Source organism: Microbacterium nymphoidis (assembly GCF_021044885.1).
GTDB classification, from domain to species: domain Bacteria; phylum Actinomycetota; class Actinomycetes; order Actinomycetales; family Microbacteriaceae; genus Microbacterium; species Microbacterium nymphoidis.
Genome location: NZ_JAJNOD010000001.1, coordinates 830861 through 854410 on the forward strand (window position 1 = coordinate 830861; position 23550 = coordinate 854410).

Below are 23550 nucleotides of genomic sequence, written 5' to 3' on the forward strand. Positions count from 1 at the left end.
GCTCTTTCCCATCACTCCAGGTAGTCCCGGAGCGACTGTGAGCGGCTCGGGTGGCGAAGCTTCGCCATCGTCTTCGATTCGATCTGACGGATGCGCTCGCGCGTGACACCGAACGTGTCGCCGATCTGGTCCAGGGTCTTGGGCTGACCGTCGCCCAGGCCGAAGCGCATGCGGATCACGCCCGCCTCGCGTTCGCTCAGCGAGTCCAGCAGGCTCTCCAGCTGGCGCTGCAGCATGGTGAAGCCCACCGCGTCCGCGGGGACCACCGCGTCGGTGTCCTCGATGAGGTCACCGAACTCGCTGTCGCCGTCCTCACCGAGGGGCGTGTGCAGCGAGATCGGCTCGCGGCCGTACTTCTGCACCTCGATGACCTTCTCGGGGGTCATGTCGAGCTCACGCGACAGCTCCTCGGGCGTGGGTTCGCGACCCAGGTCCTGGAGCATCTGGCGCTGCACGCGGGCGAGCTTGTTGATGACCTCGACCATGTGCACCGGAATGCGGATGGTGCGAGCCTGGTCGGCCATGGCGCGGGTGATGGCCTGGCGGATCCACCACGTGGCGTAGGTGGAGAACTTGAAGCCCTTGGTGTAGTCGAACTTCTCCACGGCGCGGATGAGGCCGAGGTTGCCCTCCTGGATCAGGTCCAGGAACTGCATGCCACGACCGGTGTAGCGCTTGGCGAGCGAGACCACGAGTCGGAGGTTGGCGCCGAGCAGGTGGCTCTTGGCACGCTGACCGTCGCGGGCGACCCACTGCAGGTCCAGGCCCAGCTGGCTGGACTTCTCCGCCGCGGACATCTTGGACAGCTTCTCCTCGGCGAACAGGCCCGCCTCGATGCGCATGGCCAGCTCGACCTCCTGCTCCGCGTTCAGGAGCGGGACCTTACCGATCTGCTTCAGGTAGTCCTTGACAGGGTCGGCGGTGGCGCCGGAGATCTGAGTGGAGTAGACGGGGACATCGTCCTCGTCGGAGGAGGAGATGACGATGGCGCCCGTGGGCAGCGGCTCGGTGGCGACGGGCTTGGTCGCCCCCTCCTCGTCGTCCTTCTCCTCGGTGGTGTCATCCGACTTGTCGTCGACGATCTCCGCCTCGACGTCGACGTCTTCCGCATCGTCCTCGTCGGGCTCGTCCTCTTCGGACTTCTTCTTGCGTCCGCCGGCCGCCTTCGCGGTGGTCGCGCGAGGCTTCTTGGCCGCAGGCGTCGCGGCGGCCTTTCCGGTCGTCTTCGCAGCCGCCCCGCGCTTGGCGGCGGGCTTGGCTGCGGCCGCCGTGGCGGTCTCGTCCGTCTCGGTGTCCTTCGCTGCGGTCCGCGTGGTCTTGGTCGTGGCAGGGGTCACGGTTCACCTTTCACCGGCGTGCTCCGGATGTTTCACACACACGTAAGACCCTTGTCAAGTCCCTGAGCCTTTCAGCTCGTGGGGTCGACAACGGGTCGGTCCCCTATTGTCTCACACGTCGGCGCGGGGAAACACCAATCGACGCGTTCAGGAAAACGCGTTCGCGGTCCCCGGTATTCCCGGGGATCGTGGTCATGCTGCGGCGTGTCGGGGCTCAGCCCAGACCGGAAGCACCCTTGTCCTCGTCACCGGGCCGGTTGGCGAGGAATCGCTCCAGTTCGGCCGCCAGTTCGTCGGCGCTCGGAAGAGGAGCACCGTCCAGAAGCGTCTCGCTGGTGTACTCCCCCCGCTCCATCTCGTGGAACTGACCCGCTCGATACGCGTCGTAGCGCACCTCGAGAGCGGCGATCATGCGCTGCAGCTCCTCGTTGTCGGCGATCTGCTCCTCCACCTTGCCCAGGAAGTCGCGGTTCGCCTCCACGATCGGATCGGTCGCGAACACCAGTCCGGTGGCGGCCGTCATCTTCTCCAGTGCGACCAGCATCGCACCGGGGTACTCGGTGTCGGCCAGATAGTGCGGAACGAGGAGGACGAGCCCGGCGATCGAGGTGCCGTTCTCTGCGAGGCGGTACTCGAGCAGGTGTCCCGCTGTGGCGGGAACCTGCGTCTCGGGCTGCCAGACCGACAGCGCGGCAATGAGATCCTCCCGGTTCCCCGAGACCGTGACACCGATGGGCCGCGTGTGCGGAACCGGCATGCCGATCGCGTGCACCCACGTGACACCGGACACCCTGTGCTCGGCGGCGAGGTCCAGCACCACGTCGGCGAACGCCTCCCAGGCGAAATCCGGCTCGTAGCCGGACAGCAGCAGGAACTGCTGGCCCAGCACGTCGTGGGCGAGTGAGAGCTCCAGCCGCGGCGGACGGTAGTCGGTGAGGTGATCGCGCACGAAGGTGACGATCGGTCGACGCGCCCGGTAGTCCAGCAGCACATCGTTGGAGAAGCGCCCGAGCACGTCTGCGGTGCCATCCTCACGGAAGCGGTTGATCAGGCCCGCCACGGCGCCGCCCGCATCCGTGAAGCCGGTCATCAGAACGACCAGCGGAAGGCCGGCCGGAACGGCACGCGGAGGAAGAACGCGTTCGAAGATCTCGGAGGGCTGGGGCATCCTTCCATGCTACGAGGACCACGGCCACCGAGGGCCGGTGCCCCGACCGCTGTCAGCGAACACACCGACGCGACGAGACCGTGCTCTCCCTAGGATGGGGGCATGTCGGTTCCCGAGATTCAGCTGTCCTCGTCCCTGTCATTCGAACCGGAGGCCGAGGCGACTCTCGTCCTCGTCCCGGCGCTGCCGGCCCCCGATGCCCTCGCCGCCTGGCCCGGACTCGCCGATGCCCTCACGGCGATCGGCTTCTCGGGATCGTTCGCAGCTTTCACGCGTGTGCCGCTGCTGTCGCTCACCGACAAGCCCCTCGCCGTGGTCGGACTCGGCGATCGCACGGACGCTGCAGGCGTGCGTGATGCAGTCGGCGCGGGAGTGCGCTCCCTGACCGGCTTCTCCTCCGTGCACGTCCACCTGGACGCCGCGCCCGCAGGCACCGCCACCGCCGCCGCCGAGGGCGCACTGCTGGGCGCCTACACGTTCGACTCCTTCAAGACGTCGGGTCGCACGGAGCGTGCCACCAGCATCACCGTTCACACGACGGAGCAGGTGGACACCGCAGCAGCGGTGAGCATCGCGGAGGCCGTCGCCCTGGTGAAGGACCTCACCACCACCCCCGCGGAGTGGCAGAGCCCTCAGCAGCTGACCGAGTCGGCCCTCGCCGCCGTCGACGGGCTGCCGGTCGAGGTGACCGTCTGGGACGAGGAGCGCCTGGCCGCAGAAGGATTCGGCGGCATCCTCGGTGTGGGTCAGGGCTCCGACCGCCCGCCCCGCCTCGTGCGGCTCAGTTACTCGCCGGCGGACGCCACGCGTCACGTCGCCCTCGTCGGCAAGGGCATCACCTTCGACACCGGCGGACTCTCGCTGAAGCCCGCATCGTCGATGGTGGGCATGAAGGACGACATGTGCGGTGCGGCCACGGTGCTCGCCGTGATCCGCGCTGCCGCGCAGCAGCGGCTGTCCACCCGTGTCACCGCCTGGATGTGCATCGCAGACAACATGCCGTCCGGCCGCGCCATCCGCCCCGGTGACGTGCTGCGCATGTACGGCGGCCAGACGGTGGAGGTGCTCAACACGGATGCAGAGGGACGCCTCGTCCTGGGCGACGGCCTGGTGGCCGCCAGCGAGGAGCACCCGGACCTGATCATCGATGTCGCGACGCTGACCGGAGCGATCATGGTGGCGCTCGGCAACCGCCACACCGGTGTGTTCGGCGATGACGAGGCCGTGGAGGCGTTCCTCGATGCCGCTGCCGCCGCGGGCGAAGACGCCTGGCCGATGCCGCTCCCGGACTTCATGGAGAGCGACCTCGACTCCCCGATCGCCGACATGCGAAACGCGAACATGGGCAGCCGCAACGGAGGAGCGCTCTTTGCCGGGCTGTTCCTGCGCCGCTTCGTGGGTCCGGTGTCCGACGAAGAGGACGCGCCTCGCATCCCGTGGGTACACCTGGACATCGCTGCATCGTCCCTGAATGACTCCGCCCCGTTCGGCTACACCGACAAGGGCGTCACCGGAGCGACCGTCCGGTCGATCCTCGAGCTGATCTCGCGCTAGCCACAAGCCGCGCGAGTGCGAACTGGAGATCCCATGACAACCCACACCTTCGACGTCGTCGTCCTCGGCGCCGGGAGCGGCGGATACGCCGCCGCGCTGCGCCTCGCCGAGCTCGGCAAGACCGTCGCCCTCATCGAGCGCGACAAGGTCGGCGGCACCTGTCTGCACCGCGGCTGCATCCCGACCAAGGCCCTGCTGCACGCTGCGGAAGTGGCCGATACGGTACGTGAAGCGACCCAGTACGGTGTCACGGCGCAGCTGGACGCGATCGACCCCGCGGGGGTAGCGGCCTATCGCCGCGGGATCGTGGCCAAGAAGCACAAGGGGCTGGAAGGGCTGCTGTCAGCCCGCAAGATCACCACTGTGAGCGGCTCGGGCCGACTGGAAGGCGAGCGCACGGTGCGCGTGGGCGATGACCTGTACACCGGCACCGAGCTGATCCTGGCCACCGGCTCCTACAGCCGGACCCTCCCGGGCATCGAGATCGGCGGGCGTGTGCTCACGAGTGAGCAGGCACTGGAGCTCGAGGTGATCCCGGAGCGGGTGCTCGTGCTGGGCGGCGGGGTGATCGGTGTCGAGTTCGCCAGCGTCTGGCGTTCCTTCGGTTCCGATGTGACGATCATCGAAGCGCTCGACCACCTGGTTCCCAACGAGGATCTGGCCGTGAGCAAGGGCCTGGAGCGCGCGTTCCGCAAGCGAGGCATCGCCCAGAAGCTGGGGGTGCGCTTCCAGTCCGTACAGCAGTCCGACGAGGGCGTCACGGTCACCCTCGAGGACGGGACGACGCTGGACGGCGACTATCTGCTCGTCGCCGTGGGCCGCGGCCCCGCGACCGCGGACCTCGGCATCGAGGAGGCCGGGATCACGCTGGATCGCGGATTCGTGATCGTCGACGAGCGTCTGCACACCAACGTGCCCGGCGTGTGGGCAGTGGGCGACATCACCCCGGGCCTGCAGCTGGCACACCGTGGATTCCAGCAGGGCATCGCGGTCGCGGAGCGCATCGCCGGACTCGATCCCGTCGCCGTGCCTGACTCGCAGGTGCCGAAGGTCACGTACTCGCACCCCGAGGTGGCCTCCGTCGGCCTCACGGAGGCGCAGGCGGCCGACAAGCTCGGAGCCGATCGCATCCGCGCCTATGAGTTCAACCTCGCCGGCAACGCGAAGAGCGAGATCATCGGGACGGGTGGATTCGTGAAGGTCATCCGCGAGGTCGATGGCCCGGTGATCGGCATCCATCTGCTCGGCGACCGCGTCGGCGAGCTCATCACCGAAGGACAGCTCGCCGTGGCGTGGGAGGCGTTCCCCGAGGATCTCGCACCGCTGCTGCACGCGCACCCGACCCAGAGCGAAGCCCTGGGAGAGGCGTTCCTCGCGCTGTCCGGAAAACCGCTCCACGCGCTGTGAATGGTCGCCGACTGCACCAGGGCATCACTAAGCTGGGTATAGACGTTCTGCATTTTCTGAAGGAGAAATCGACATGAGCACATCCGTCGTCCTCCCCGCTCTCGGTGAGAGCGTGACTGAGGGTACGGTCACCCGCTGGCTCAAGAAGGTGGGCGACACCGTCCAGGCGGATGAGGGTCTTCTGGAGATCTCGACCGACAAGGTCGACACCGAGATCCCGTCGCCCGTCAGCGGCGTGATCGAGGAGATCCTGGTTCAGGAAGACGAGACCGTCGAGGTCGGCGCCGTCCTGGCGAAGATCGGCGATGGCAGTGCCGCACCGGCCGCTGCCCCCGCACCCGCCGCCGAGGAGCCCGCCGCAACGCCGGCTCCCGCAGCGGAGGCACCCGCCCCCGCGGCGGAGGCACCGGCTCCCGCAGCGGAGGCTCCGGCGGCTGCCCCCGCCGGTGACGCCACGCCCGTGAAGCTGCCCGAACTGGGCGAGAGCGTCACGGAGGGCACCGTCACCCGCTGGCTGAAGCAGGTCGGCGACGATGTGGCCGTGGACGAGCCGCTGCTGGAGATCTCAACCGACAAGGTCGACACCGAGATCCCGTCGCCGGTCGCCGGCACGCTGCAGCAGATCCTCGTGAACGAGGACGAGACCGTCGAGGTGGGCGCAGTGCTCGCCCTCGTCGGCAGCGGCGCACCCGCTGCTCCGGCTCCTGCCGCCGAGGCTCCCGCTGCTCCGGCTCCTGCCGCCGAGGCTCCCGCCGCTGCTCCGGCACCCGCCGCTGCTCCGGCACCCGCCGCTGCTCCGGCACCCGCCGCTGCTCCGGCACCCGCCGCCGCACCCGCGCCTGCTGCTGCTCCGGCACCCGCCGCCGCTCCGGCACCCGCCGCCGCACCCGCGCCTGCTGCTGCTCCGGCACCCGCGGCGCCGGCTTCGTCGGGTGATGAGAAGGTGTACGTCACTCCCCTCGTGCGCCGCCTCGCTGCGCAGCAGGGTGTCGACCTCGCGTCGGTCACCGGCACGGGCGTGGGCGGACGCATCCGCAAGGAAGACGTGCTCGCCGCAGCGGCTGCTCCGGCCGCCCCGGCTGCAGCCCCGGCTGCAGCCGCTCCCGCCGCCGTCAAGCTGGAGGCGTCGCCGCTGCGTGGCACGACCGCTCCGATGAGCCGCCTGCGCAAGGTGCTCGCCGAGCGCGCCGTGGCATCGATGCAGCAGACCGCCCAGCTGACCACGGTGGTCGAGGTCGACGTCACCAAGCTTGCGAACTACCGCGACCAGGTGAAGGGCGACTTCGTCGCCAAGACGGGCGACAAGCTGTCGTTCCTGCCGTTCTTCGCTCTGGCTGCGGCCGAGGCGCTGAAGGCGTTCCCGATCATCAACTCGACGGTGAACGAGAACAACGAGATCGTGTACCCGGCTACGGAGAACCTCTCCATCGCCGTCGACACCGAGCGTGGTCTGCTCACCCCGGTGCTGCGTGACGCGGGGGACAAGAACATCGCCCAGATCGCGCACGAGATCGCCGATCTGGCGGGTCGTACCCGTGAGAACAAGCTGAAGCCGGACGAGCTGTCGGGTGGCACGTTCACGCTGACCAACACCGGTTCGCGTGGTGCGCTGTTCGACACCCCCGTGGTGTTCCTGCCGCAGTCTGCGATCCTCGGCACCGGCGTCGTGGTCAAGCGCCCCGGCGTGGTCACGGTGGACGGGAAGGACGCGTTCTCGGTCCGCTCGTACGTCTACCTCGCGCTGTCGTACGACCACCGCACCATCGATGGCGCCGACGCGGCGCGCTTCCTGGGCGCGGTGAAGGCCCGCCTCGAAGAGGCGAACTTCGCGGCCGACCTCGGCATCTGAGCAACGAGAAGGGCCCCGTGGCGATCCGCCACGGGGCCCTTCTCGTTGTTCGCGAGGAAGCCCATTCATCGCGGCCAACGCAGAAGGCCGGCCCGTTCTGTGCAGAACGGGCCGGCCTTCCGTCGTCTCAGCGGGCGTATCCGACCGTGAGGTCACCGGCGGCGACGCTCAGCTGCAGCGAGTTGGGTGACGAGTCGGACGTGTCCACATCCACCGTCAGATCTCCGAACGCACCGTCCCGCTCCACGTCGTAAGTTCCGCGAGGAATGCGCACCTCGGCACTGCCCGCGGTGACACTCACGCTCGTCTCACCGGGGACGGTCCCCGTGACGTCCGCGACGAGGCGCCCGGCGCTGATCGACAAGTCCAGCGCGTCCGCATCGTTGACCGCCACCTTCGCGCTTCCCGCATTGACGGTCGTCGACAGGTCCCGCGAGGAGCCATCGTACGTGAGCTCGCCGGCGTTGACCGTGAGATCGAGCTCACCGAACTCGCCCGTGACAGTGGCCCGGCCGGCGTTCAGGGTCACGGACGCGTCCACCTGGCTCTCCAGCGATCGGGGCAGCACGATGTCTGCGTGAACGTCGCCGTCGTTGCGGAAGCCGAACCAGCGCCAGCCACGCCACCCGTCGTCCTGCGCGATCACGAGCTCACCGTCGCGCACGTGCATCCGCCATCCGTCAGCGGCGCGTGAGCCGTTGGAGGAGACGTCCAGCGTGGCTTCGCGAACGTCGTCGAAGCGCACGCTCACCGTCCCCGCATTCATCTCGATGTCCACCTCTTCGACGCCATCGACCGCGCTGCTGGTGGAGTACGCGCCGGGGCCCGCCGGGGAGGCGACGGCCGCCACCGCGCTGGTGCCGATGGCGCCGGCGACGATGACCGCGCCCACCACGCCGATGCCGATCGCGACACCACGGCCGCGATGTGGGCCGGCAGGCGCCGGTGCTGTGTGTCCGCCCGGAGCGGGCGGTGTGGGGTTGGCCGGGAAATCAGTCATGGTGTTACTCCTCAGGAGGTGGCGTCGAGATGGGCGAGCACGGCGAGGACCCGGCGGTTGCCCGCGGCGTCCTGGTCGAGGTCGAGTTTGGTGAAGACCGCCGAGATGTGCTTCTCGACGGAACCCTCCGAGATGTGAAGGGCACGAGCGATGGCTTGATTGCTGCGTCCCTGGGCCATGAGGGCCAGAGTCTCACGCTCTCGGTCAGTCAGCCGGTCGAATCTGCTGTCCTGACGGCGGCGGGTGAGCAGCTGGGAGACGACCTCTGGGTCGAGAACGGTCCCGCCCGCGGCGACCGTCGCCGCGGACTCGAGGAAGTCCGCGACATCGGTGACCCGATCCTTCAGCAGGTACCCCAGCCCTCCGGTGCTGGAAGCGATCAGATCCGTCGCGTAGCGCTCCTCGACGTACTGGCTGAGCACCAGGATCGGCAGCCGCGGATCGCGTGCCCGCAGGCTGATGGCCGCGCGGATGCCCTCGTCGGTGAACGTGGGCGGCAGCCGGACGTCGAGGATCACCAGATCCGGGGCACCATCGACCACAGCGTCATCGAGGCCGTGCGTGTCGGCCAGCGCCGCCACCACGGTGTGCTGGGAGTCTTCGAGGATGCGGATCAGGCCGTCGCGGATGAGGCCCGAGTCCTCGCAGATCAGAATGCGCATGGCTGCTCTCCGGTTGAGGGTATGCGGATGGAGGGGATCATGCCTGGCACGGCAGGCTCACATCTATGGTGGTGGGCCCTCCGACGGGGCTGCTCAGGGTGAGCACTCCCCCGGCCGCGGCGATCCGGCCGCTGATGCCGTCGATGCCACCGCCAGGCACACGACGCGCGCCACCGCGACCGTCATCCTCGATGCGCGCCCAGAGCATCCCGCCCGGCCGCTCCAGCACCGTGACACGGCACTGGGTGGCACCGGAGTGCTTGGCGATGTTCGTGATGCTCTCGGCCACCGCGAAGTACATCGCGGACTCGACCTGGGCCGAGTAGCGGTGTGGTGCGCGAACGTCCAGCGTGACCGGGATCGGGCTGCGCGCCGCCAGCGCAGACAGCGCGGCATCCAATCCACGATCCTCCAGCACCGCCGGGTGAAAGCCCCGTGCCAGCTGTCGCAGCTCGGTCATCGCGGCCTTCGTTGACGTGTGCGCCTCATCGATCAGATCGATCGCGGCCTGCGGGTCCGACTCGACCTTGGTGCGAGCGAGGCCCAGGGTCATGCCGATGGACACCAGCCGCGGTTGGACACCGTCATGCAGATCCCGCTCGATGCGGGTGCGCTCGATGCTCGCTGCGCTGACCGCGTCGTCACGGCGCCGTGTCTCCGTGGCGACGGTGCGCTCGAGCTCATGGATACGCGACGGTGCCAGCATGGCAGTGGAGATCCCGCGATGAGCCCGCGTCAGACCCCACACCCCGGCCAGGCAGACCAGGATCGCACCGATGCCGATGAGCGCGGCGGCCCAGGTCGGTGGGAAGAGCGTGCTGTTCGGCAGCATGAGGGGATCAGCGGCAAAGGACCCACGGATGGCGTACACGAGGTAGGAGGCCACACCGCCGAGGAGCCAGAGGGCTACTCCGCCGAGGAAGGTGATGATCAGGAAGTGCAGGAGACCGAGCCAGTTGCGGCCGTCCGTGACCTGGAGCCACAACGTGTGGGGCACCCGCAGCCAGTCGGTCCGCGGCGAACGGCGCAGAGCCCGCGGCGGCAGGTCGAAGCCGTACAGCCCGCTGACGCGCAGTTCCTCGAAGCGCGCCACCCCGGGAAGGCACACCGCGAACAGCGCGAGGAACAACAGCCCGATACCCAGGACCAGCAGGAATCCGATGCCGAAGCCGACGAACACGCCCAACAGAGCGAGCACGAAGGGTCCGATCAAGCCCAGGGCGGCCAGGTGGCCCGCGGCCAGCGCGTCTTGCGCGAGTCGTTTCTTCATATCTCCACGCTAGGCGGCACGCCGTCCCCGTACAGCCCGGGAACCCGGAACACTTGCGGGGGTTATCCCCCACGGGTCACCCGCCGCCGTAACCGTGCCGGGCGGACAGTCTCGCCGCGGGAGCGGCGGAGGCGGTCACCCCGTCACGGTCGTCGCTTCCCTGACCCGCCATGCCCCATCCACCCGCTCGATGCTGATCAGGCTCGCCACCGCGTCATCCGCAACCACGCGCAGCACGGCGACGCCGCCGAAGTCCTCGAGGAGCTGGATCTCGCCACCCGCCGGCACCCGGGCCATATCGACGCCTTCGGCAAGGAGCGGACCACAGCTCTGCTGCGGGCGGCACTCTGCGACAGCAGCGAGGAGTGCCGCCGCGGTGGCGACCACTTCCGCATCCCGGGACGATGTCGAGCCAGCACCATCTTCCGCGGGCAGCGAGGGCGCCGGCTCGGGGGCCGTCGGCACAATCGCTGTCGGCTCGGCTTCGGATGCCGAAGCGCCGTCTGTCGGGCGGCCCTCGCCGCCGGGCGTGCCCTCTGCGCCCTCGATCACGGTCGCTGACGTCACCTGCGGCTCCGCCGGCGATGCGTCCGGAGCAGTGCTGCCTGGCCCCGCAGAGGGCGGAGCCGAGGCCGCTGCAGCCGCGTTCTCACCGCTGTCGCCATCTGGCTGCGGCCACAGCAGACCGACGGCGAGGATCGTGGCGGCCAGTGACGCCCCGACCAGCAGGGGCGTGCGACGGGAGCGCTGGTGAGGCTCTCTTCGTCGATCCCCGCGGTGAAGCAACCGCGTCCCCGCCGCCCGCGCCCCGTCCCACCAGCGCGCCGCCGAGCCTGAGCGAGACTGCTGTCCCTCGCCGGCACCGATGAATCGCGGCGCGGTGACCTCACCGTCGCTTTCCCCCTGCGGCCTCAGCTCCCGCGCGCCGAGAGGGCGCAGTGTCAGGGGATCCGCGATACGGACGAGCAGAGGCCGGGGCGCACACGCCTCGAACATGCTCTCCTCGAGCCGGACAAGAACGGCGACCGGCGAACGCACCCGAATGGAATCCGCTGCCTCGGTGGCCAGTCGGGCGACGACGCGATCCGCACAGGTGCTCGCGAGTATGCCCAGCAGCTCCGCCGTCTCCTCTCGCGCCGCCGCGCCTTCTCCGACCGCGAACAGCGGCTTGCCCTGGTCCGTGAGCCACCATCGGCCGTGCGGCACCGCAATGGGGTCGTCACCGAATCGCGCGGGCAGAGCGGCCTCGGCGCATCCGCGCATGAGACTCACCGCCAGAGTGACCCCCTCTCCCCCGGACAACGGCTCATCCGCCCGGGCGCGAAGATACGATCCGACGGTCACCACGCACCACGGCAGCACCGCATCGTGACCGTCCGCACGCCGGGCCACATCGCGGGGTGCAAGCAGATGTGCCGCCGGCGCGTCTCGCCACCATTGCGTGGGCACGGTGTCCACGTCTGTGAGAAGCACCGTATTCTCGCCTTGCGCGGCGAGGACGCCCGCGATCGGGACGTCCGGTGGCGCAATGCGGCGGATCGGCCGGTAAGTACTGTCCAGTGGGTTCTGCATCATCGCCCCACTGTGCGCGTCGGCGCTCCCGGGCTCCTGCGCCGTGCTGCGCGTCGTGCACGAACGCGACCGGGCATACGGGTGGGGAGGAACGGGTGCCGTCGCCCGGTATTCTGGGAGCATGGCCGCACGCAGCACAGCCCCTGAGAAACGTCAGGGCTTCTTCTCCCAGATCAAGACGCTCTTCACCTTCACCAAGGACGTCTTCCCCTGGCTGCCGTGGGTTCTCATCGGCATCCTGGTCCTCGGTGCCGCGCTCGGCGTCGTGGTGGGCTTCCTGATCCCGCCGGCAGAAATCTGGAGCATCATCCTCTGGGGCATCACCGGCCTCATGCTCGGTGTGCTCGGCGCAATGATCACCCTCACCCGTTTCGCCACGCAGGCGATGTACCGCAAGCTCGAGGGCGTCCCTGGCGCCACCGGGCACGTGCTCAGCACGGGCCTCGGCCGCTCATGGACGGCCAGCGATGAGCCGGTGCAGGTCAACGCCAAGACGCAGGAGGCTGTCTACCGCACCGTCGGTAAGGGTGGCATCGTGCTCGTGGGCGAGGGCAGCCGTTCACGCCTCACGCGACTCATCAACGAGGAGCGCAAGAAGGCGGACCGCGTTGCGCACAACGTTCCCGTTCACGTGCTCTACGTCGGTCACGACGAGGAGGGCCTCGCGCTCAAGGATCTCGCGAAGGCGATCAAGGCCCTGCCCAAATCCACCGACAAGGCCACGCGCGTGGCGGTCATCCAGCGGCTGGCGTCCATGCAGACGGGTCTGGCCTCGATGCCGATCCCGAAGGGCATCGATCCCACCAAGGTGCGCGCACCCCGACCGCGCTGAGGTTCCAGGCATACGACGAGGCCCGCACCATGTGGTGCGGGCCTCGTCGTATGCCTGGAACCTCAGCGGGTGCAGATGAGGATCGTTCCGGCTGCCTTGTCGTGCAGACCGCGTTGATCGGCATCCCAGATGACCGCGGGGATAACCAGGACGAGCAGGACCGTGCGGATAATCGGGCGCCAGAGGCCCGTCCAGGCGCCGTCAGCGCGGATCAGGCGCATGCCCATGACCCGGTGTCCCGGACTGCCGCCGAGCGTGGGGATGAAGAGAATCTGGACGACAGCGAAGATCGCCATGACGATCGACGGGTTGAAGTCGAGGAACGGGATCGGCTCGACGCCGGCCCCTCTGTCCAGCGGAGGAAAGAACGCGATCGTGATCATGACCGCACACAGGTAGTCGATCAGCAGCGCCACGAGCCGGCGCCCGGCACGAGCGATGCTGCCCGGTCCCTGCTGCGGCATTCCGAGGCGTTCGCCGGGGTAGGTCTGGGGAGAAGCGCTCACTTCACCAGTCTATGAAGCGCTCTGTAACAAGCCGGAAACATCCGGGATACGCGTGAGCAATCCCGTGCCGCTAACTTCATCCTCAGCTCCCCTCTCAGGGCCGCTCGAAAAAACGAATCTGGAGTGCGCATGTTCCGCGAACCATCCGAGGTACTGGCTTACATCAAGGAGAACGACGTCAAGTTCCTTGACATCCGTTTCACCGATCTCCCCGGCGTGCAGCAGCACTTCAACATTCCCGCTGCCACCGTGGACGAGGACTTCTTCGCCAACGGCCAGCTCTTCGACGGCTCCTCGATCCGGGGGTTCGCGTCGATCCACGAGTCGGACATGCAGCTGATCCCCGATGTGACGACGGCGTACATCGACCCGTTCCGTGAGGCGAGCACTCTGGTCATGGTGTTCGACATCTACAACCCGCGCACCGGCGAGATCTACAGCAAGGACCCGCGTCAGGTGGCGAAGAAGGCGGAGAAGTACCTCTCCTCCACCGGGATCGCCGACACGGCGTACTTCGCTCCCGAGGCGGAGTTCTACATCTTCGACGACGTGCGCTACTCGATCACCGCCGGTGAGAGCTTTTACAAGGTGGACTCCGAAGAAGCCGCGTGGAACAGCGGACGCAAGGAAGAGGGCGGAAACCTCGGCAACAAGACCCCCTTCAAGGGCGGCTATTTCCCGGTGGCTCCCGTCGACAAGACGGCCGACCTCCGCGACGACATGACGCTGCGTCTCATCGACGCCGGGTTCGAGCTGGAGCGCTCGCACCACGAGGTGGGCACCGCCGGACAGCAGGAGATCAACTACCGCTTCGACACGATGGTGTCCGCGGCCGACGACATCCTGAAGTTCAAGTACATCGTGAAGAACACCGCCGAGGAGTGGGGCAAGACGGTCACGTTCATGCCGAAGCCGCTGTTCGGCGACAACGGCTCGGGTATGCACACCCACCAGTCCCTCTGGCTCGACGGCAAGCCCCTCTTCTTCGACGAGAAGGGCTACGGCCAGCTCAGCGACATCGCCCGCTGGTACATCGGCGGACTGCTCAAGCACGCCAACGCCGTCCTCGCCTTCACCAACCCGTCGCTGAACTCCTACCACCGCCTGGTGAAGGGCTTCGAGGCTCCGGTCAACCTGGCGTACTCCGCCGGCAACCGCTCCGCCGCCATCCGCATCCCGCTCACGGGCTCGAACCCGAAGGCCAAGCGCATCGAGTTCCGCGTCCCGGACGCGTCGGGTAACCCCTACCTCGCCTTCGCGGCCCAGCTCATGGCCGGAATCGACGGCATCAAGAACCGCATCGAGCCGCTCGAGCCGATCGACAAGGACCTGTACGAGCTTCCCCCCGAGGAGGCCGCGAACATCCCGCAGGTGCCGAACTCGCTGCTGGACTCGCTGGAGGCCCTCCGCGAGGACCACGACTTCCTGCTGGAGGGCGGCGTGTTCACGCAGGAGCTGATCGACACCTGGATCAACTACAAGATCGAGAACGAGATCAAGCCGATCGCCGCTCGCCCGCACCCCTACGAGTTCGAGCTCTACTACGGCGTCTGATCGCCAGCACGCACTCATTGGGTCCGCCCGACGAGCCCAGATGAACCCGCCTCGGCATCGCGCCGAGGCGGGTTCTCGTCTATCCCGTCAACCGACGGCTGTCGCTCGCGACGCCACGGCTGTGCACGTTACGGGGACCGCACCGAGGGGGCTCGACGTCCCGGCTGACGGGCCGCTCACCCGCCGCACCGACGGAGCGATTGCGCTCGCGCGCCCTCGAGTGGGAGGCTTGCTCGCAGCCGGTCGAGGCGCGGGTGGAAAAGACTCCCGATCAGGGATATCCGCCCGTTGCACCTCATAGGATGAAGGAGTCCGAAACCTGATCCGGGGGGATCATAGGGGGGTGCCGCTTCGGGGGAAGTGCACCAGGGTGTATCGGAACACCTGACGGACGATGGCGTGTGCGCCGAGCCCTCCACCTCTTCTCAGGCGCACACGCCCTCTCCTCGGCGCCGAGACGCCCCCGTGCCCGGCGCTGGCATCCCTTTCCCGCGAGCCTCCCCGTCGAGCAACGTGCCCTGACGTTTCGTTCGAGCAACCTGGTTCCTCGTTCGAGCAAGGTGCGCTGACACTCCTTCGAACCAGTCGCGCTGCACCTCCAGCGGACACGTTGTGCGACCTCTCCGACGGACGCTTCGCCGTCGTATCCTGCTGCGGACGTTCCGCCCTCGCATCCCCTGCGGGCGCTTCGCCCTCACATCCCCTGCGGGCGCTTCGCCCTCACATCCCCTGCGGACATTTCGCCGTCGCATGTCCGGCGGCAAACCGCATCGGCACCTCCGGCGGGCGCAAAGGAGGCGCACGCAGCTCTCGCCGCGTGCGCCTCCTGTCTCCAGATCAGACCTGTGTACGTCGCCGTGCCAGCAGCACCATCATGCCGAGCAAGAGCACCCCCATGCCGACGCCACCGAGCGCGGCCGACGCGCTCGCGTCATAGCCGGTCTGTGGGAGCCGCGAGGGCGTGGATGTGACGGTCGGTTCCGGCGTGACGGTCGGTTCCGGCGTGACGGTCGGCTCCGGCGTGACGGTGGGCTCCGGCGTGAGGGTCGGCTCCGGGGTCACGGTCGGCTCCGGGGTCACGGTCGGCTCCGGGGTCACGGTCGGCTCCGGGGTCACGGTCGGCTCCGGGGTCACGGTCGGTTCCGGCGTGACGGTCGGCTCCGGCGTGACGGTGGGCTCCGGCGTGAGGGTCGGCTCCGGTCCGGCGCACACGCGCGTCGCGGTGTTGCTGTCGGCCCCGGAGTCCAGGCGCGCCGTGTTGCTCACCGCCACGCACTCACCGGCACCTACGGGGACGTCGAGCGTGTAGTTCTCCGTGAATTCGGCGCCCTCAGCCCAGGTGTACGGACCGAACGAACGATCGCCGATCGCGACGGTGTCCGCCGTGGCGACGTCGGTCACCGTCGCAGTACGACCGATCTCGGTGATGCCGTAGACGACATCGTCCGAGCCCGATTCGGACGCCGATCCGGACGACACCGTCGCGGTCACCGTGCGGTCGAGGTCAGACCCCGGAGATCCCGCGCAGGAGTAGTCGAGCACGAGCTCCTCCCCCGCGGCGATGACTCGATCGCTGCCGTCCGTGACGGTGCATGTGAGACCGGCGCCGTCGGTCGCCGCCGTCACGGTCACGGTGCGGGTCACCGCGTCTGCGGGGTTCACCACACGAATGGTTCCCCCCAGGCGGGCGTCGGTATCGCGCACCGTGGTGGCCGTCGTCTCGACCTCGTACTCGATTCGCGCGACACCGGACGTGGGATCGGGACGGATCGGCGCCGGCGTGGTGACGTGCTTGGCGATGTCCCAGGCGAACGTCCGCGTGAGCGACGCCTGCGCGTCGACGACGAGTTGCATCCGCACCGGAATCACCCCCGCGTCCAGAGCTCCGATGTCCTCGCTCCGTGCGAGACCCACCGGTGCCACTGCGCCGGTGGCGGGGTCGGCGTCCGAGTCGGTGGCGGAGTCGTCCCCGACCAGCGGATCCGTGATGCGATACCCCTTCGCCGCGAGATCATCCCGGTCGAAGATCACCTGATAGTCCGCGCTGTGCAACTGATCGAAGCGGTAGCGACCATCCGGTCCGGTCACCGCGGTGCGGAACGCTGCGGTGTCACCGTCGCGGTAGAGCTTCACCTGCACTCCCGCGAGGATCGCTTCGTCCGCCTGCCTGACGCCGTCTGCGTTCGCATCGATCCACGCGAGACCGGCGATGGAGCTGGCGACCACGCGAACGGGGTCCGCGGTGCGCACCCCCAGCGGAATCGTCTGATCGCGCTGCGGGTCATAGACCAGCCCGGATGCGTCATTGTGGTACTCGTCGCCCTTCAGCTGTCCCGACACCGCGAACCGGAGGTCGATGGCGCCGTATCCCTGAGTGCTCGCCTCGATGTTCGGAACGATCACGCGCACCGCGGTCGCACCTGCGGGCCAGGACGCGGGGTCCGCGGGGTTCACCGTCGTCCAGGTGACCCCGCTGGCCGGCGCCGCACCCACGGTGGCGGGCGGCGCGGTGGTCAGCTGGACCCGCGTTCCCGGCTGCAGAGCCGAGCCCAGGCGTTCGAGCCCGACGAGTTGCGCCGAGCCGTGGAATGCGGAGCCACGACCATCGGCGTCATAGGGAAACACGTCGACGAAGGTTCCCTGCCCCAGGTCGTAGTTGTTGTAGTTGACCCACTGCACCCGCCACGCGGCGGGTTCGTCCTCGACCTCGATCTCGGGGTCCGAAATCAGCTGCTTCGAGAAGAACGCGGCTTCCGGGGTCGTGGCAACCACGGTCGCGGTGTCCGAGTGCCTCTTCGGGAACACTCCGGCGCCCACCTCCGGATCAGACCCGGTGGCCGTCACGGTGGCGGTGTTGGTCACCGTGGCGCGATACGGGTCACCGGGCGGTGGCAGGAGCACCCCCATCGTCGCGGCATAGGCGATCGGCGGCAGTAGGGCGTCGCTGGTGATGGCGGATGCCGGCGTGAAGTCCAGGGTGATCCCGCGCACGTCGTCCGCCGTGTAGGGGACAGCATCCGGGCCATAGTCGGCGGGCGTCTGCGTCACCGTCCAGAACGGGTCCAGAGAGGAAAGGTCCACCCCCACCACTCCGATGTCGAGCCGGTCGACCACATGCAGGTCAGGGACCTCTCCCGGCAGGAAGGTACCCGCGGGGGTGGTGACCGTGGGCTGGATGACGTAGTCGATCGTCCCCTCAGGCATCACCTGGGACTGCTGTGCGTCCTTCGCGATCCGCAGCACGTTGCCGATCACGGTGGCTGCGACGTCGTAGGTCGTTGTCTTCGCCAGTTCCGTCGCCTGCCAGATGGTGCGCGTGGGCAGCACGTCGCCCACTTGCCCGACGACGAGCATGGGGACCTGGGAGAACATCAGCCTGGACTGCGGGAAGTTCGCATTGAAGTTCTCGCCCGTGAACACTCCAGGGCGGAGGAACCGCGCACCGCTGATGAGCGCCGGATCGAGCGTGGCGCAATCCGCCCAGGTCATCGTCGCGGTGGACGTCGCGTTCGTCCCGTCGTAGTCGGTGGTGCACATCAGCGAGTACGTCGACGGATCGAGGGCACGCGATGCGGGTGCAGAACTCGCGGGGCGCATCGCGCCGAGCACGGCACCGTCGAGGTGAGCCGTGTCGATGCGCTGCACCGCGGGATTCCACAGATGCACGCTGGTCAGGTCGGTGAGCGTCGGTGCCGACGGAGAGAGAGCCGCTTCACTGGTGAAGGAGCCACCGACACCGATGAACCCGCCTGATGTCCCGGTACCGGTGGAGAGCAATGCCCAATCGTTCTGGGATGCCGATGCCACGATGGGGTGGCCCGTGCTGTTCTCGGGGTAGGCCGCGCTCAGCGAAGCGGTCGGTGTCTGGGGCGTGAAGTACGCCGATCCCCAGTTCGAGTCGTACACCACGCTCTGGCACGCCAGATGAACCGCGGCGGTGTTGTTGGTGGGATCGGAGTCCGCGATCGGACGTCCCTGGCCGTCCTGCCAACCGGCCGTCGGTGCGACAGTCGCGCGAAGATCGGCACTGCATCCGTAGGAGTCGGCCAGCACCTGCTGCGGCGTGTACGAGTAGATCACGAGCTTGTTGCCGTTGTCCGCGAGCATCGCGTCGCACGCCGGGCTCTTCTTCATGGTGATGGTGACCGTCTGCGCGGAGGACGACGGGTAGTACTGGTTGTTGTTCGTCGCCGACGGCGATACGTACACCCAGCACCCCGCGCCCTGGACGTTCGGCGTACCGGAACCCGTGCGCGGCATCTGGAACTGTGATCGCGGGCCGGTGTACGCCACCGTGAAGGTGATGTTGCCCTGCGGATCGGCATAGCCGGTCTTGGCGATCGTGTCCGGGCGCAGAGCCACATCCCAGCGCTGTGCGAGTGCTGGTCCGGCGCCTCCTGTGCCGCCCCATTCAGTCGCGCCACCGCTGAACCACCAGCTGGGCTCCTGAGTGGGCTGACCAACGGCCTGGATGGAGATGTCCGCGCTCGCCACCGATCGCACCGTGATGGGGGTGACGTCATACGCGTGAGTCCCCGCGGAGTCCGTCACCTGGAGGCTGGGCGCCCAGGTGCTGCCATCAGCGCACCCTTCGCCGGCCTTCACCTTGAACGACACCCGCACGGTGCCACTCGGCGCCTGTGACCAGGTCACCCGGATGGTGTCGGCGTCCGGGTGGGAGACGGCTCCGGTCGACTGTCCGCCGTCCAGATTCCAGGTGAGGGCGCTGTCCAGAGACCCATCCCACAGCCAGCAGGGCGGCTTGGTGAGGGTCATGGTGGACTCCCCCACCGCATCCGTCGTGGTGGCCTGGATGCGCAACTCGACGAGATCGCGCACAGCCACGATGCCGTTGTCGTTCGAGGAGTCCACAGGATTGTTCGTGAAGGAGAAGCCGTCGGCGACGTTGTCGAACTGCACGGACTGAAACGCGCCAGTCGGCGCCGCAACGGCGGCCGTGGGCACGAGCAGGGCGATCAGCAGGCTCGCTGCTGCGGCCAGCACCGCGATGACGGTGCTGGCCTTGCGGCGCTCTCTCACGAGCGAGTCGAACGACGTCGAGCAGTTGCGACACCGGCCAGGAGCACGCCGGCCGCGATGATGCCGATGGCGACGCCCGCAGCGCCGGAAGCATCCTCAGATCCCGTCTGCGGGAGGTGAGGTGCGACGGACACCGTGGGGCGCGGGACGGGCGGCACCGCGGTGGAGGTCGACGTGGGCTCGGGCGTGACGGTCGGCGTGGGCTCGGGGGTCACGGTCGGCGTGGGCTCGGGGGTCACCGTGGGAGTGGGAGTGGGAGTGGGAGTGGGCGTCGGCGTCGGCGTCGGCGTCGGGGTCGGCGTCGGCGTCACGATCGCGGTCTTCGTCCAGCAGCGCTCGTCGGATGCGGGCAGCACCGGGATGACCGTGGTCACGGGCAGCGCGGCGACACCGTCCGGCGCGGTGTACTCGGTCACCAGAGTGGAGCTCGCGCCGGCAGGAGCGGCGAGCACCGCGGTCTCCGCTGCGTCGGCCGTTCCCGGCGTCGCCCCGTCCACGGAGACGGTGATCGTGCTGGGGTCCGACCCCACCGGGGTGACGTCGTCCGGGAGGATGCCGTCGTCACGGACCCAGGCCGTCAGGTTGAAGAGATCGCGCCCGAAGTCCGTGGGAGTGTACCGGTAGCCGTCTTCTTCGTACTCGGTCAGATCCGCCCCGCAGAACTCGCCGGAGAAGGCCAGCTCGAGTTCGGGCCGGGTGATCGACAGCGGCGTCACCGCGGTGGGCGACAGGTGCAGCGCATCGGCGGCGGTGCCCTCCTTCAGGTAGAAGGACAGCTGCCCTTCGCCCGGCACATCGGAGTTGACGGACACCGTCACGGTGCCCCGAATGCCGCGCGGCACCGATCCGCCGTACTGCAGGATGATCGGCTCGACGTCTGTGGTGAAGTCCGCGATGGAATGGCCATCCAGCGCCGACGCCTCCGCGTTCATCGCGGCGATGATCGGCGCGTAGCGCTCACAGGCCACCGGATCGAGGGTGGTGTCGCAATCGAACCGGAAGGTGTAGACGGCATCGGCGGTGTCGGTGAAGTCACCGGTGTAGTCGATCACCGGCATCGGGTACGCCACGGCGTCGCTCTGGATCGTGTAGACCACCTTCATGTCGTCACGGGTCTGGCCGACGCGGCCATGGACGGTGTAGCTGCCGTCGATCGGCGCGGGATCCGCGTTCTGGGTGCTGTAGGTCACCGAGATATCGGATTCCGCAGCGTTCACGGGCACGGAGACGAGCACGGGTACCGCGGCGAGCGCGACGGCCGCGGAAGCGACGACGGCACGGCGTGTGTGACGAGTTTTCATTTTTCTCCCCCCAAGGAGTTCGCGTTCGCAAGTCGGGACGAACGAGCAATTCCCACGTCTCGGGTCGACGCGGAAAGGACATCGATCTGCCACCCCTGACACATCGATTCCACTGAACATACCGTCCCGGACCGCGGCCGACAACCCTCGACGCGACCGAGAGCGAGCGGAGCGGGAATATTCCACCCGACATTCGACCGCCCCGCACTTATCGCTCCCCCACAGCGCTGCACCGTCTGACGAGCAGGCCGTGCGAAGCGGGAGAGCGGCATCGTGCGGGAAGGGATCATCCACCCACATAGACTGACCTCCACTTGGGAGGCGGACCCGACCCGTCTCGCACACTTCCCTCGCGTCATCCGACGGCGCGTGGACGCAGGAGGTAACGATGTTGCGTGCGTCAGCCACGGCGATCGTGGATGCGATGCTGGTCGACACGCCGCCCGCCTCGATCCAGGACTACGAGATCGTGAGGGCGGCCACACCCGCGCAGATCGCCGCGCTGGACCGAGATTCCCGTCGGCTCGTCGAGAGCGCACGCCTCACCACGTTCTCGCGCTTCGGCCACGTCTCAGACGCGAAGGCTGCGGCCGAGCGACTGGAGACCGACCTTCGCCTTGCCGCCAACGGCCCGCTCACCGCGCGATCAGCGATTCCCGTCCTATCTGCGCTCGCGGAGGCCTACCTCGCGGCAGGTAACCCGTCGGAGTCGTTGCGGCACTCCTCTGCTCTCGCGCAACTCGATCTCTCCGCCGAGCCGAAGTGGCGCTACCGCACCCTGGGCCTCCTGGCGGCGGCCGCAGCACTTAACGGCGATCACAACGAGGCCGAGGCCGCGCTCGCGGGCATGACGGCGCTCATCGCGGAACAGGGCTGGGATCCGGATTGCGCCGACTACATGGGCGGTGTCGCCGAGGGCATCCTCGCACTCATGTCGATGGATGCCGAACGAGCCTCCCGTGTGGCGCGACGCCTGCGCGTCCTGTCGCGACTCGAGCCGATCACCGTTTCCCTCGCGGACGTCATGGAGAGCCTCTCCTGGGCGCTCAACGGCGATCCCTATACCGCCATGGCGATAGCCACGCGCGTCGCCCAGGGGATCTCCCTCCCCAACGGACCGAGACTCGTCACGCAGTACAGCAGGCTTCTGCAGGCCTTCATCCTGCTGCGCATGGGCGAGCCGCTTCGTACGCTGAGCGTCCTGGAGGGCATGGAAGCGGGTGAATTCCACCTCATCTGCCCGGGAAGTCTCCGTGCGGTGGCGCACATCACCGTCGGCGACTATCGCGCGGCGCTCCGGGACACCGGTGACTGCGTGAAACGCCGACTCGAGCACAACCTCTGGCTGCTGCCGCTCGTGCTCCTCTGCCGGGCGATCGCGCACGTCCGGCTGGGCAACACTCTGGCCGGGCTCCGTGAAGCAGCAGCGGCTGCGGCGTACGGACGCCGCGCGGATCTGTCCGTGATGTTCTCGTTCCTGCCGGGCAATGAAGTGGCAGAGCTCCTGGACGCGATCGATGCGACGATGCCGGACGTGGTCGACACCGCCCAGCTCCGTCTCACCCTGGCCCGCTCCGGCGGTGCCCAGTCGCCCTACGGCTCCTTTCCCCGTCTCTCGGAGCGCGAGAAGGTGGTGGCGCACTATCTCCGCACGGAGTTGAGCTTCCCCTCGATCGCTCAGGAGCTGTTCGTCTCGCCCAGCACCGTGAAGAGTCAGGCGCTCGCCGTCTATCGCAAGCTCGGCGTCGACGGGCGTGACGAAGCGGTCGCGGCGCTGGAGGCTGCGGGGTTCTACGAGACGTGAGGATGTTCGCTCACACCGAGAGCGTGTAGGTGCCCGGTGCCTCCCCCGCCGTCACACGAACGCGGCTGAGGTCCGCGACGCGCGGGGCGTCCACCGTCGAGCGCAGGTTCGTCTCCCCGACAACCACAAGCTGAGCGCCCGCCGACCGCACCGCGGCGACCCCGGCATCGGCATCCTCGAAACCAACGCAGTCCTCGGCGGCAAGCCCGAGGAGTGATGCCCCGAGAAGGTAGCCGTCGGGGTGCGGCTTGCTGTGCTCGACCCGCTCGGCGGTGACGATGACGTCCGGCATCGGCACACCCGCCGCGCCCATGCGCGCGAGAGCCAGCGGCAGGCTCGCACTCGTCACCAGAGCCACCGGCGCTCCCTGTTCCCGGAGTGCACCGAGGAGCGCTGCGGCACCGGGGATCTCCACCACGCCGTCGAGACGGGTCTCCTCTTCGGTGTCGACGAACCGGAGCGCTGCGGCAGCGACATCTGCCCCGCGGTCGGCGAGGAAGTGGTGGATGGTCGTCCGGGACTGGCGCCCATGACCGAATGCGTGCAGTTCGGCGAGGTCCAGCCCGTACTGCGCGGCCAGTTCCGCCCAGACCGCTTCCACGACGGCCGTGGAGTCCACCAGCGTCCCGTCCATGTCGAACAGGAAGCCCCGGGCAGTCAGCGTGGTCATCGTCTCTCCTCGGTCGGTGGGTGG

16 protein-coding genes are annotated in these 23550 nt (G+C 68.4%); 6 read left to right on the forward strand and 10 right to left on the reverse strand.

Features of this window, described 5'->3' with window-relative positions; all coding sequences use genetic code 11:
• Positions 1-11 precede the first annotated feature (11 nt).
• Both LQ566_RS04005 and LQ566_RS04010 read right to left on the reverse strand, forming a co-directional pair.
• A complete protein-coding gene (locus tag LQ566_RS04005) occupies positions 12-1337 on the reverse strand; it encodes an RNA polymerase sigma factor (protein WP_231090293.1) in 1326 nt (441 codons plus the stop codon).
• 214 nt (positions 1338-1551) lie between these two features.
• Entirely contained in the window at positions 1552-2505 is a 954-nt protein-coding gene (locus LQ566_RS04010; RefSeq protein WP_231090294.1) for a proteasome assembly chaperone family protein, read from the reverse strand.
• A 102-nt stretch (positions 2506-2607) separates the two neighbouring features.
• On the opposite strand from LQ566_RS04010, the gene LQ566_RS04015 reads away from it, so the two are divergent.
• The 3 genes from LQ566_RS04015 (at position 2608) to sucB (ending at position 7315) form a co-directional block, all read left to right on the forward strand.
• Positions 2608-4059, forward strand: a complete 1452-nt coding sequence (locus tag LQ566_RS04015; RefSeq protein ID WP_231090295.1) for a leucyl aminopeptidase — start codon at positions 2608-2610, stop codon at positions 4057-4059.
• A gap of 33 nt (positions 4060-4092) precedes the next feature.
• On the forward strand, positions 4093-5466 hold the full coding sequence (lpdA, locus tag LQ566_RS04020; protein ID WP_231090296.1) for a dihydrolipoyl dehydrogenase: 1374 nt from the start codon (positions 4093-4095) through the stop codon (positions 5464-5466).
• A gap of 73 nt (positions 5467-5539) precedes the next feature.
• Entirely contained in the window at positions 5540-7315 is a 1776-nt protein-coding gene (gene sucB / locus LQ566_RS04025) for a 2-oxoglutarate dehydrogenase, E2 component, dihydrolipoamide succinyltransferase (RefSeq protein WP_231090297.1), read from the forward strand.
• A gap of 127 nt (positions 7316-7442) precedes the next feature.
• Here sucB and LQ566_RS04030 read toward each other — a convergent pair whose 3' ends face one another.
• The 4 genes from LQ566_RS04030 to LQ566_RS04045 all read right to left on the reverse strand — a co-directional run bounded on the left by LQ566_RS04030 (position 7443) and on the right by LQ566_RS04045 (position 11822).
• Positions 7443-8315 carry a hypothetical protein gene (locus LQ566_RS04030; protein WP_231090298.1) on the reverse strand — a complete coding sequence of 291 codons (873 nt, stop codon included), beginning with the start codon at positions 8313-8315 and terminating at the stop codon, positions 7443-7445.
• An 11-nt stretch (positions 8316-8326) separates the two neighbouring features.
• Positions 8327-8977 carry a LuxR C-terminal-related transcriptional regulator gene (locus LQ566_RS04035; RefSeq protein WP_231090299.1) on the reverse strand — a complete coding sequence of 217 codons (651 nt, stop codon included), beginning with the start codon at positions 8975-8977 and terminating at the stop codon, positions 8327-8329.
• Between the two features lie 37 nt (positions 8978-9014).
• The gene (locus LQ566_RS04040) at positions 9015-10247 is read right to left on the reverse strand and encodes a sensor histidine kinase (protein WP_231090300.1); all 1233 of its coding nucleotides are present in this window, start codon (positions 10245-10247) and stop codon (positions 9015-9017) included.
• Between the two features lie 135 nt (positions 10248-10382).
• The gene (locus tag LQ566_RS04045) at positions 10383-11822 is read right to left on the reverse strand and encodes a hypothetical protein (RefSeq protein WP_231090301.1); all 1440 of its coding nucleotides are present in this window, start codon (positions 11820-11822) and stop codon (positions 10383-10385) included.
• A gap of 118 nt (positions 11823-11940) precedes the next feature.
• On the opposite strand from LQ566_RS04045, the gene LQ566_RS04050 reads away from it, so the two are divergent.
• On the forward strand, positions 11941-12651 hold the full coding sequence (locus tag LQ566_RS04050; RefSeq protein WP_231090302.1) for a DUF4191 domain-containing protein: 711 nt from the start codon (positions 11941-11943) through the stop codon (positions 12649-12651).
• Between the two features lie 62 nt (positions 12652-12713).
• On the opposite strand, the gene LQ566_RS04055 is transcribed toward LQ566_RS04050, so the two are convergent.
• Positions 12714-13115 (reverse strand): RDD family protein, encoded by a 402-nt coding sequence (locus LQ566_RS04055; RefSeq protein WP_269142931.1) that lies wholly within the window; start codon positions 13113-13115, stop codon positions 12714-12716.
• A 171-nt stretch (positions 13116-13286) separates the two neighbouring features.
• Between LQ566_RS04055 and glnA the strand changes: the two genes are divergently transcribed.
• Positions 13287-14711, forward strand: a complete 1425-nt coding sequence (gene glnA / locus LQ566_RS04060) for a type I glutamate--ammonia ligase (RefSeq protein WP_231090304.1) — start codon at positions 13287-13289, stop codon at positions 14709-14711.
• An 837-nt stretch (positions 14712-15548) separates the two neighbouring features.
• Here glnA and LQ566_RS17605 read toward each other — a convergent pair.
• The gene (locus LQ566_RS17605) at positions 15549-19751 is read right to left on the reverse strand and encodes an SdrD B-like domain-containing protein (RefSeq protein ID WP_231090305.1); all 4203 of its coding nucleotides are present in this window, start codon (positions 19749-19751) and stop codon (positions 15549-15551) included.
• A complete protein-coding gene (locus tag LQ566_RS04070) occupies positions 19748-21052 on the reverse strand; it encodes a hypothetical protein (protein ID WP_231090306.1) in 1305 nt (434 codons plus the stop codon). Before LQ566_RS04070 ends, LQ566_RS17605 begins: the two co-directional genes overlap by 4 nt.
• A 388-nt stretch (positions 21053-21440) precedes the next feature.
• Here LQ566_RS04070 and LQ566_RS04075 point away from each other — a divergent pair, with 388 nt between their 5' ends.
• Positions 21441-22856, forward strand: coding sequence for a helix-turn-helix transcriptional regulator (locus tag LQ566_RS04075; RefSeq protein ID WP_231090307.1), 1416 nt, complete (start codon positions 21441-21443; stop codon positions 22854-22856).
• A gap of 10 nt (positions 22857-22866) precedes the next feature.
• Here LQ566_RS04075 and LQ566_RS04080 read toward each other — a convergent pair whose 3' ends face one another.
• The gene (locus LQ566_RS04080; protein ID WP_231090308.1) at positions 22867-23526 is read right to left on the reverse strand and encodes an HAD-IA family hydrolase; all 660 of its coding nucleotides are present in this window, start codon (positions 23524-23526) and stop codon (positions 22867-22869) included.
• Between the last annotated feature and the right edge of the window lie 24 nt (positions 23527-23550).

Excerpts from the sequence above, each read along its gene's own strand:
- LQ566_RS04080 (WP_231090308.1), bottom strand. The coding sequence starts at position 23,526 with ATGACCACGCTGACTGCCCGGGGCTTCCTGTTCGACATGGACGGGACG.
- LQ566_RS04045 (WP_231090301.1), bottom strand. The coding sequence starts at position 11,822 with ATGATGCAGAACCCACTGGACAGTACTTACCGGCCGATCCGCCGCATT.
- LQ566_RS04030 (WP_231090298.1), bottom strand. The coding sequence starts at position 8,315 with ATGACTGATTTCCCGGCCAACCCCACACCGCCCGCTCCGGGCGGACAC.
- LQ566_RS04075 (WP_231090307.1), top strand. The coding sequence starts at position 21,441 with ATGTTGCGTGCGTCAGCCACGGCGATCGTGGATGCGATGCTGGTCGAC.
- LQ566_RS04040 (WP_231090300.1), bottom strand. The coding sequence starts at position 10,247 with ATGAAGAAACGACTCGCGCAAGACGCGCTGGCCGCGGGCCACCTGGCC.
- LQ566_RS04050 (WP_231090302.1), top strand. The coding sequence starts at position 11,941 with ATGGCCGCACGCAGCACAGCCCCTGAGAAACGTCAGGGCTTCTTCTCC.
- sucB (WP_231090297.1), top strand. The coding sequence starts at position 5,540 with ATGAGCACATCCGTCGTCCTCCCCGCTCTCGGTGAGAGCGTGACTGAG.
- LQ566_RS04055 (WP_269142931.1), bottom strand. The coding sequence starts at position 13,115 with ATGCCGCAGCAGGGACCGGGCAGCATCGCTCGTGCCGGGCGCCGGCTC.
- LQ566_RS04035 (WP_231090299.1), bottom strand. The coding sequence starts at position 8,977 with ATGCGCATTCTGATCTGCGAGGACTCGGGCCTCATCCGCGACGGCCTG.
- glnA (WP_231090304.1), top strand. The coding sequence starts at position 13,287 with ATGTTCCGCGAACCATCCGAGGTACTGGCTTACATCAAGGAGAACGAC.
- LQ566_RS04070 (WP_231090306.1), bottom strand. The coding sequence starts at position 21,052 with ATGAAAACTCGTCACACACGCCGTGCCGTCGTCGCTTCCGCGGCCGTC.
- lpdA (WP_231090296.1), top strand. The coding sequence starts at position 4,093 with ATGACAACCCACACCTTCGACGTCGTCGTCCTCGGCGCCGGGAGCGGC.
- LQ566_RS04015 (WP_231090295.1), top strand. The coding sequence starts at position 2,608 with ATGTCGGTTCCCGAGATTCAGCTGTCCTCGTCCCTGTCATTCGAACCG.
- LQ566_RS04010 (WP_231090294.1), bottom strand. The coding sequence starts at position 2,505 with ATGCCCCAGCCCTCCGAGATCTTCGAACGCGTTCTTCCTCCGCGTGCC.